Raw genomic sequence first — 9,879 nt, 5'->3', positions numbered from 1 at the left:
CGGAGAAAGAAGCCCACCGCGGTCGCCAAATACCGGCGCACCGCCAGTTCGCCCTTCCATGACCCCGTCGCTGCCCCTACGCGCACCTCCGCACGCCCGACAGTCCGACCTGGTCCACGAGCAGGATGCTCAGCCGAGACGATCGGCGAGGGCAGTGACCAGTGTGTCGGTGAGGGCCGCGGCCGGCAGCAACCCGGAACGACGCCGGGCGCCGGCATCCGCAGACCCAGGTTGGACGGGCCATCGAGAATGGCGATCATGCAGCCACCCCAGATTCGGGTCATTTCTGATCGGCAAGGCAAGCCAGTCGGGCCGCACGCGCCCCTGCCACGAGCAGGTGGCTCTTGACGGATTGGATGGCGCGTATTGTGATGAACTAGCCGCCCTAACCCTGGACGAAAGGGTTCTCCCAATGCGTAAAATGTTGCTCTCGTTGTTGTCGCTCGTCGTCGCACTCGGCATGTCGATCATTTCGGCCAGCCCAGCGACGGCGATCGGCGGAGAGTCGCTCGCCTGCCAGGTCAACGCCAGTGGCCTGTCCTCCCCGGAATGCCTGCCCGCAACCGCCGCCGGTACCTACAGCGTCATGTTCCAGGTAGTCAACGGATCCGGCAGCTACAGCTACTCATGGAGCGTCCCCCGCATACCGGTATCCGGGTGCACGTCGACCTCGAGCCACTGCATCATCTCCGTGGTGCCGAGCGGAGGTGGCGACCTACACATAACCGGATCGGTGACAATCACCCAGTCGGGCCAATCCGCTGGCTTGAGCGCCACCGCGACGATACCGGCGACGTGCAGCGCGGGTAGCTGGTATTTCTTCTGCTGACCTCCACATAGCAACCGGTAATGGACGGGGGTTATTTCCGGAAGTCATTTCGACCACCGCCAATAGGAGGGGCACCGCTACTCCGTGGCGCCCGGATCGCCCAGCGCCAGCTTGCCGGCGTAGGTCAGGGTGACTTCCGGGGTGAACGGGTGGAACGTGCCGGCCCGGACATCGCGGTAGGCGCGCTCCAGCGGGGAACTGCGGAAGTAGGACCGGCCGCCCAGCACGTCCATGGCCAGGTTGACGACCTCGATCGCCTCGGTGACCACCTGACGCTTGGCCACCATCACGGTCGCCAGCGCCGCCGGGCCGACGGTGTAGTCATCGCCCAACTCGTCGAGCGCACCCATGAGCGCCCACCAGGCACCGCGCAGCTTGGCGTCCATCAGACCCACCTGGCGCTGGATCCGGGGCGCGCCGCCCGGCGCCCGTGCACCGGCTCCGGCCACCGCGACGTCGCGGGCGGCGGCGGCGATGCCGAAGTACGTTGCGCCGACCACCGGGGCGAAATGCAGCGCGGCGGCCGCCAGCGGCACCCCGAACTCGCCGTACGGACGCCGGCCGGTGATCTTGTCGCCCGGCACGAACACGTCGTCGAACACGACATCGTGGCTGGCCGTGCCGCGCATGCCGAGCGTGTCCCAGGTTTCCTCGATCCGCACCCCCTCGGCCGCCAGCGGCACGCTGAAGTGCAGCACCTCCCGCGGCTCGTCGCGCACCGCACAGGTGGCCACGACCGTCGCGGCCGGCGACTGGCTGCAGAACGCCTTGCGCCCGCTCACCCGGAAGCCGTCCCCGTCGGGAACTGCAGTCGTGGTCGGCCACAACCAGTCCGAGCCGCCGCTGGTCGCGATCACGATGCCGTCGGCCGCGACCCGGCGCAGCACCCCCTCGGCGTCCGGTGCGCCGTTGCGCCGCCGGAAGGCCTGCATCAGCGTCAGGTACACGTGCATCGCCGCGGACAGCCCGGTCGCACCGTCGTGCCGGGCCAGTTCGGCCTGCGCGTAGCAGGCCTGGCGCCACGTGGCGCCGAGCCCGCCGAGCTCCTCCGGAACGGCCAGCGCCAGATAGCCGTGCTCGCGCATGGCGGCATACGGCTCGGCCACGAAGCTGGCGTCCCGGTCGTGCCGGGCGGCGTGTTCGGCGGCGACGGCGCCGATCCGGGCGGCCAGACCGACGAACCGGGCGTCGTCTGCGCGGACCGGGATCGGGAACGTGCCGGATCCCGCGAGGGTGGTCTCTGTGATCGTCATGTCCCGACGCTACGAACCGCGGAACCGGTGAGGTAGTACAAGAACTGAACCCTGGCGTAACGGACCGGGTCACCGGTCACGACTACTTACCATGCGGACCTACGCGCAGTACTGCCCCATCGTCCGGGCCGTCGAAGTGCTCGGCGAGCGCTGGACGCTGTTGATCGTGCGGGACATGCTGAACGGCGCCAGCCGGTTCAACGAGATCGCCCGCGGGCTGCCGGGTCTGTCCCGGGCGTTGCTGTCCCGCCGGCTGCGGCAGCTGCAGAACGCCGGCCTCGTGGTGCGTTCGGCGGACGGCTACGAGCTCACCTGCGCCGGGCAGGACCTGCGCCCGTTGGTGTTCGGGCTGGCCGACTGGGGCGCGCGGTACGCGTTCGGCGACCCACGGCCGGAGGAGCTCGACCCCGAGGTGCTGATGTGGTGGCTGCACGGCCGCATCGACGTCAGCGACCTCACCCGGCGGGCGGTGATCCAGGTCGAGGTCACCGACCGGCGCAGAAAGTACTGGCTGGTGCTCGAACCGGGAGACGCGTCGGTGTGCTACACCGACCCGGGCTTCGACATCGACGCCGTGCTGAGCGCGGACCTGCCGACGCTGTTTCGAATGTGGGAAGGCGAGATCGAGCTGCTGGACGCCATCCGGGCCGGCACAATCAGCCTGACCGGGGCGAGGTGGATCGTGCGCGGCCTGCCCCGCTGGCTGCAGCTGTCCCCGATCGCCGCCAACGTGCGGGCCGCCCGCGCCGAGGAGAAGCCGCCCGCGGCGATGTCCACAGTAGACTGATCGGGCCTGCGTCCCGTTGTGCTCTCTTCTTTCGCCAACAGCGCGAAACCGGAGATACTGACAGGGGGATCCCGAGCCCTCCCGGCCGCGCCCATGATGGTCGCGGTCGGAGGACTCGGCCGGATGAGCGACAGGTGATCACGACCAAGATCAGCTAATCCTCGTTCGGGGGGATCGAGGTGTTCACGCCGAGACCCACGAATGGATCCGATTGGAGCTCGCTCTTCTCCAGCTCTCGAGGATACTCCTTGACAATGCTGCGTATGCCGTTGTCCAGCCCGGTAAAGAGAAGAGTGTGAAACTCCGCCGGCTTCTTCAGATAAATGTAGGCCGTCCAGATCGGCCAGTACGAACGAACCGTCTTGATCTGCGGAATCTTTTTCTCAAGAATCGCGGCCGCACTGTAGTCCACGACCACCTTCTGTACCAAATTTATGCCGGACTGCTCGACCGACAGATCTCGATCGTACAGCCACTTCATCCAACTCTTCCCCCAGGCGCCCAAGCCTTCCACCCTTTGTTTGAGCATGTTATCGTACGCGATCTGGTCGATCCGGATCTCGCCGTCGCCCCACTTCTCCAGGGTCGGCTTCTCGAATGGTTCGGACATGTGCGGCCTCCAGGCTCCTCGGCAGCGGGTGTACTAGTCGGATTCTGCGGAGGCGGCGATGGCCGCCTTGGTGGCCTCTTCCAGCCCTTCGATCATCGCGTTGATGACCTCAGCGGTGCCGGCAGCGAGCGCTTCCTGGTCCAACTGGGGGACCTGCTCGCCGAATTCGGCGAGGATCGCCTCGGTGATGCCGGCTATGATCTCTTCGTCCGATGGAAGTTCCGTGGTGACCGCCAACTCGCCCTGCTCGGTTGCTACCTCGGCATTGTCATCAGCTGACATCGAGCCGTTCGACGCCGCCTGCTCCTCGTATTGCGGCTCCGACGACGAGCTCTGGTCGAGGTACTCCGCCAGCCACTCGTTTTTGACGTCCTCAGGGTTGTCTTCCCAACCTGGGCTCCAGGACTTGTCCAGTTCAGCCTTGAGGAGGTCCGGCCACTCCTGACCCCAAGAATCTCTCAAATTATTGGCAACAGCCTCGTCGACCCAACGCATCGACTCGCCATGATCTGACATTTCCCCTCCCTACTTCGGTCTCGAAAGACAATATCTTCACCATTCCGGTACCCAATTGACGGACGAGCAGCTGGGAGGGCGCCATCAATCGCCCTATCGGGCATGGTGGCGGGTCTCATGGTCTGTTGAAACCGACCTGTGAATCAAGATCTTTGGGCGGCTGCTGACGGGGTGTGGTCGCGGACGAGGGCGACGAGGTGGGGGTGCGGTCCGGCGTCCCAGGACCCTTGGGAGCCTCACCGCGTAAACAATCCGGCGTCTGGCTCGCATCGGACCCGCGTGCGCCATCCGGGTTCGCCGGCCCCCGCCTCGCAGCACCGGCCATAGCGGACAATCGGCGCGCGCGGAGCATAAAGTCCGCGGTTCGGCCGTCGGCGAAACGGTCGCTGATTTCAGTGCGATGCACTTCCCGTCGTTCACTCCGATTGGAGTTGTGCCGTGCCTGGACATTTACGCCGGCTGGGGATTCTGACTTCCGTAGTTTGCTTTACCGCAAGCGGGTTGGGTGGTTTCGTGGCCGTGCCCGCCGCGGCGGTGGTGGTCCCGCCTGGCTTCACGGACAGTGTCGCCATCGGTGGGTTGAGTGCTCCGAGCGTCGCGGCGTTCGCCCCGGACGGGCGGGTGTTCATCGGGGAGAAGAGTGGGCTGGTCAAGGTGTTCGACTCGCTGGCCGACGCTAGCCCGACGGTGTTCGCCGATCTGCGCACCCAGGTCTACGACTTCTGGGATCGCGGGCTGCTCGGGCTGGCGATCGACCCGCAGTTCCCGGCACGGCCCTATGTGTACGCGCTTTACAGCTACGACGCGGTTCCGGGCGGTACCGCACCGCGGTGGAACGACACCTGTCCGACTCCGCCCGGCGCCACCGATCAGGGCTGCCTGGCCACCGGGCGGCTGTCCCGGCTGACCATGGGCGCGGGCGGGGTGGCCACCGGCGAACAAGTGTTGATCACCGACTGGTGCCAGCAGTACCCGAGCCATTCCATCGGCACCGTGACGTTCGGGCCGGACGGCGCGCTCTACGTCGGCGGCGGCGACGGCGCGAGCTTCACGTTCACCGACTACGGCCAGGTCGGCAACCCGTGCGGCGACCCGCCGAGCCCGGCCGGGGTCAACCTGGCGCCGCCCACCGCGCGCGGCGGCGCGCTGCGCTCCCAGTCGGTCCGCCGGCCCGCCGGCGAGCCGGTCACCCTGGACGGCGCGATCCTGCGCGTCGACCCGAACACCGGCGCAGGTATGCCGGGCAACCCGTTCGCCGGCAGCACCGACGCCAACGCCCGCCGGATCATCGCCTACGGCATGCGCAACGAGTTCCGCTTCGGGTTCCGCCCTGGCACCAGAGAACTCTGGGTCGGCGATGTCGGCTGGAACACCTGGGAGGAGATCAACCGGATTCCGGACGCCACCGACGGCGTGGCGGAGAACTTCGGCTGGCCGTGCTTCGAGGGCGCCGGCCGCCAGCCCGGTTACGACGGCGCGAACCTGACGTTGTGCGAGTCGCTGTACACCTCCGGCGGACAAACCGCGCCGCACTACACCTACAACCACTCCGCGAAGGTCGTACCGACCGACCCGTGCCCGACCGGTGGCTCGTCGGTGACCGGAATCGCGTTCGAGGACGGCACCAGCAACTACCCCGCCGCCTACTCCGGTGCGCTGTTCTTTGCCGACAGCTCAAGGGGATGCGTCTGGGCCATGCAGCGAAACGCCGCGGGCCAACCGGATCCGGCCACCATCGTGCCGTTCGTGACCGGCATCGCCACCCCGACGCAGGTGCTCATCGGCCCGGGCGGCGACCTCTTCTACGTTGCGCTCGGTTCGGGCGAACTGCATCGCGTGCAGTACCCCGGTGGCGCCAACCGGCCGCCGAACGCGGCCGCGTCGGCCACCCCGACGTCCGGAACCGCGCCGCTGACCGTGCAGTTCGACGGCCGGCAGTCCACCGACCCGGACAACGACCCGCTGAGCTATGCGTGGGACCTCGACGCGGACGGCGCGTTCGACGACGCCAGCACGGCCACCCCGACCTGGACCTACCTGCAGGCTGGCCAGTTCAGCATCGGGCTGCGGGTCACGGACCCGGACGGAGCCAGCGACATCGCGACGGTACCGATCACCGTCGGCGCCTCGGCCGACCCCAACCCGGTCCCCGTGATCGACACGCCGGCACCGGGGCAGCTGTGGCAGGTCGGCCAGGTGATCTCGTTCGCCGGGCACGCCACCGACGGCCAGGACGGCGCGCTCCCAGCCGCCGCACTGACCTGGCGGCTCGACCTCCAACACTGTTCGACGGCCGGGTCCTGCCACACCCACACCATCGAGACCTTCACCGGTGTCGCCTCCGGATCGTTCACCGCGCCCGATCACGAGTATCCGTCCTATTTGGACCTGACGCAGACCGCGCGTGACTCCGACGGCAACACCGCGAGCGTCACCCTGCGGCTCAACCCGAGAACCGTGGTCCTCACCTTCACCTCGAGCCCCAACGGTGCGCAGCTGACCGTCGGCGGGATCTCCGCCACCACACCGTTTACCCGGACGGTGATCGTCGGCTCCACGAACACGATCAGCGCCACCAGCCCGCAGACCATCGGCGGCCGCCAGTACGTCTTCAAGAACTGGTCGGACCGGGGGGCGCAAACCCACAACGTCACCGCCCCGGCGACGGCGACGACCTACCAGGCCACCTTCAAGTCCTGCGGCGCCCGCTGCTGAGGGCGGCGGTATCTGGGTGGTCGGTGCCGGCCTCCTGTAGGTGTGAAGCAAGACCGTGCGTCTGTATGAACCGGTCGTGGGCGGGCTGCTGACGGGTTCGAGCGATCTGCCCCGTCAGCTCGAGATCGAGATCCCGCGCCCGCGGCTGGTCGAACTGCTCGCCCTGCGGTGGGGCCGTCCGGTGACCCTGCTGGTCGCCGGCGCGGGGTTCGGCAAGACCACCGTGCTCGCCCAGGCGGTCCGGACGCACCTGCTCGCCCCGCGGGGCGTCGACGCCTGGGTCAGTTGCACCGCGCTGCACGGGGATCCCGCCGCGCTCACCGCCGCCGTGCTCGACGCGCTGCCGGCGGCGCCGGACCGCCCGGCGGCGCGGACGGTGCTCGACGCGCTGATCCGGATCGCTCCCCTCGAGGTGTGCCTGATCTTCGACGACGTGCACGAGATTCCCGCCGGTTCGCCGGGGGCGGCTCTGCTGCGGGAGTTCCTCAGAACGCTGCCGGCGACCGCGCATGTCGTCCTTTCCGGGCGGGAGACGCCGGACCTGCCGTTGGCCCGCCGCGAGGCGGCCGGCGAGCTGATCCGGATCGGCGCCGACGAACTGTCCTTCACCGAGATCGAGGTGTGCGCGCTCGCGCGGAGACTCGGGCGGGAACCGGCGCTGGCCCGGCCGCTGCGGGGCTGGCCGGCGTTGGTGCGCCTGGCGTTCGCGGCCGGCCCGGGAGCACCGTGGCGGTACGCCCGGGAGGAGATCCTCGGCCGTATTCCCAACGAGTGGCGACGGGCGCTGGCCGCGTTGGCCGCGCTCGGCACGGCCACCTCGGCCGAGGTCGCCGCGGTCACCGGCGAAGCCGTCGATCTGGACGAGCTCGTGACCCGGATCCCGTTGGTCACCGTGCTCGACGACGGCCGGTACCGGGCGCACGACCTGTGGACCGAAGCGCTGTCCTGGACGTCGACCGCGCACCAGACCCGCGAGCTGCACCGGGGCGCCGCCGCCATCCTGACGGGCAGAGGTGATCTGGCCCGGGCCGGCACCCTGGCCTGCCGCACGCGGGACTGGTGCCTGCTCGCCGAGCTGTCCGTCGAGCTGGTCATCACGACGTTGTCGGCACTCCCGTCGGCCGTCGCGCGGCGCTGGCTCGCCGCCATCCCCCCGCACGAGGCGGCCGGCCCGGCATTCCTGTTGCTGCACGCCGCGGCTCTGCACGCGGCCGACTTCGCCGACCCTCGGATCGATCCACTGCTCGACCGGGCCTGGCATGCCATGCGGGAGTCCGGTGGCGGCGACGCCGGGCTGGTCGCGGTCCTCGCGCAGGCCGGCATCGCGGCGCACTCCCGGGCGGACCTGATGCGACTGGCCGAGCTCGCCGATCGGGCCGGCCAGCTCGACGACCCGTCCAGCCCGATCGTCCGTTGTCTGCGGCACACCGTGGCGGCGACGCTCGCCGAGGTCGGTGGTGACCCGGAGGCCGCGCTCGCCGAGATCGTCCTGGCCCCGGTTCTCCAGGTTCCGCGCGTGCTGGCGCTGTCCACGCTGCGGTTTCACTACCACTGCCTGGACATGTGCGGGTTCTGCGGTGCGGCGGCCGAGCTCGCCGACCGCACCGTGGGTGTCTCCAGCGACGAGAACGTCCAGTTCGCCGCGGCCATCGCGCGCTGGTTCGACGGGGTCCCGGCGGATCTGGACCGGCTGCGGGCGGTGTCCGCCCGGCTCGGCCCGGACGCCGGCACGGCTCGGGACACGTTCGTGACCACCGCGTGTCTGGCCGTGATCGCGTCCAGCCTCGGTGCCGGCCCGCCCGCCCTGTTCTCCGGCACGCCGGAAGACCACCCCAACCCCAGGGACGCCGTCCTGGCCGCCGCGGCGAGCGCCGCGGTCGCGGTGGCCGGCGGGGACGATGCCGGCGCGCGCCGGACCTACGCCCGCCACCTGGACCGGTGGCCGGTCGAGTCGCCGTTCAACGAGCGGCACCTGCGGCGCTTCCTGGCACTGGGCTATGTGCTGAGCGAACGACTGCGGGACCGGTGGGAGTGCGCCGAACTGGGCCCGTCGCACCGGCGGGCCCGCGACGCCGCGCGTGCCCTGGTCCGCGCGCGGGCCGGCGACCTGACCCCGGCCGGGCGATTGCCGCCCGCGCACGCCCTGTGTCACCTGCCGCTGCCCTGGTCGGTGGAGCTGGCCACCCGGCTGGCGGCTGCCGACGAGCCCGCCGGGATCGAGCTGGGCCGCTGGCTGGCCGACACGGTCGGACCGGCCGTGCACCGGTGGCTGCGACAGCACGAGCGGTCGACCGAGCGGCCCCTCGCCGCCGGCGCCGCGCGCCTGCTCGGCGCGCTGCCCACCCCGCCGGTGCACCGCGCCCGGGTCGAGGTGATCGGTGCGCTGCGGGTGACCCTCGACGGCGTCCCGGTGGACGCCCCGCAGCTGCGCCGGGTCCGGGTCCGGCAGTTGCTCGGCGCGCTGGTGCTGCGTCCCGTGCTGGCCCGCGAGCAGGCCATCGACCTGCTCTGGCCGGACCTGGCCCCGGCCGACGCCGCCCGCAACCTCCGGGTCACGCTGACCCACCTCCGCCGCCTGCTCGAGCCCGACCGGTGCGCGCGCGACGCGAGCTTTCACCTGCGCACCGACCGGGATTCGATCCGGCTGGTGTGTTCCCCCTGGCTTGAGGTGGACCTGTGGACCTTCGACCGGCTGGCCGACCAGGCGGCACTGGCCAGGGCCGACGGCGATGTCGACCAAGCCACGGACCTGCTCGAGACGGCGGTGTCGTTGTGGTCCGGGGAACCGTTGCCCGACCTGCGCGACCTGCCCGACTCCCAGGTGGCCATCGAGATCGACCGAATCCGGGTGCGGCATGTCCGGAACCTGCTCGAACTCGGCGAACTGCGCATGGTGGCCGGCGAACCGGCCGAGTCGGCCCGACTGGCCGTCCGGGCGCTGGCCGTCGAACCGTACGACGCCCGCGGTCACCGGCTCGCCCTGGCCGCCGCCATCAAGGGCCGCGACCCGGTGCGCATCGCGGCGGTGCGCACCACCGTCCTGACCGCCCTGCGGGAGCTCGGCGCCGCACCCGACCCGGCGACACAGCTCCTGCTCGGTCAGCTCCGCACGCTCGGTTAGCGCTGGGTTAACACCGCCCTGGCACCGTCACGTTCGTCAAAGGACGAA

General features: G+C 70.0%; 7 protein-coding genes. 4 read left to right on the top strand and 3 right to left on the bottom strand.

Annotated elements, in window-relative coordinates; all coding sequences use genetic code 11:
• The first annotated feature begins 412 nt into the window (after window positions 1-412).
• Entirely contained in the window at window positions 413-829 is a 417-nt protein-coding gene (locus VFO68_RS20340; RefSeq protein WP_325159920.1) for a hypothetical protein, read from the top strand.
• Window positions 830-906: 77 nt separating this feature from the next.
• Here the strand turns inward: VFO68_RS20340 and VFO68_RS20335 are convergent, their stop codons facing one another.
• On the bottom strand, window positions 907-2,082 hold the full coding sequence (locus VFO68_RS20335) for an acyl-CoA dehydrogenase family protein (protein WP_325159919.1): 1,176 nt from the start codon (window positions 2,080-2,082) through the stop codon (window positions 907-909).
• 91 nt (window positions 2,083-2,173) lie between these two features.
• Between VFO68_RS20335 and VFO68_RS20330 the strand changes: the two genes are divergently transcribed.
• A complete protein-coding gene (locus tag VFO68_RS20330) occupies window positions 2,174-2,869 on the top strand; it encodes a helix-turn-helix domain-containing protein (protein WP_325159918.1) in 696 nt (231 codons plus the stop codon).
• 154 nt (window positions 2,870-3,023) lie between these two features.
• Here VFO68_RS20330 and VFO68_RS20325 read toward each other — a convergent pair whose 3' ends face one another.
• A complete protein-coding gene (locus tag VFO68_RS20325; RefSeq protein ID WP_325159917.1) occupies window positions 3,024-3,479 on the bottom strand; it encodes a hypothetical protein in 456 nt (151 codons plus the stop codon).
• Between the two features lie 33 nt (window positions 3,480-3,512).
• Window positions 3,513-3,995, bottom strand: coding sequence for a hypothetical protein (locus VFO68_RS20320; protein WP_325159916.1), 483 nt, complete (start codon window positions 3,993-3,995; stop codon window positions 3,513-3,515).
• A 513-nt stretch (window positions 3,996-4,508) separates the two neighbouring features.
• Here VFO68_RS20320 and VFO68_RS20315 point away from each other — a divergent pair.
• Together VFO68_RS20315 and VFO68_RS20310 are read left to right on the top strand one after the other, a co-directional pair.
• Window positions 4,509-6,710, top strand: coding sequence for a PQQ-dependent sugar dehydrogenase (locus VFO68_RS20315; RefSeq protein WP_325159915.1), 2,202 nt, complete (start codon window positions 4,509-4,511; stop codon window positions 6,708-6,710).
• 55 nt (window positions 6,711-6,765) lie between these two features.
• Window positions 6,766-9,831 (top strand): BTAD domain-containing putative transcriptional regulator, encoded by a 3,066-nt coding sequence (locus VFO68_RS20310; protein ID WP_325159914.1) that lies wholly within the window; start codon window positions 6,766-6,768, stop codon window positions 9,829-9,831.
• Window positions 9,832-9,879: the final 48 nt, after the last annotated feature.

The sequence above is a fragment of the Actinophytocola sp. genome (assembly GCF_035712165.1).
GTDB lineage: Bacteria > Actinomycetota > Actinomycetes > Mycobacteriales > Pseudonocardiaceae > DASYTH01.
Note: the sequence above shows the minus strand (reverse complement) of the source record. Positions and strands in the feature narration are given on the sequence as shown.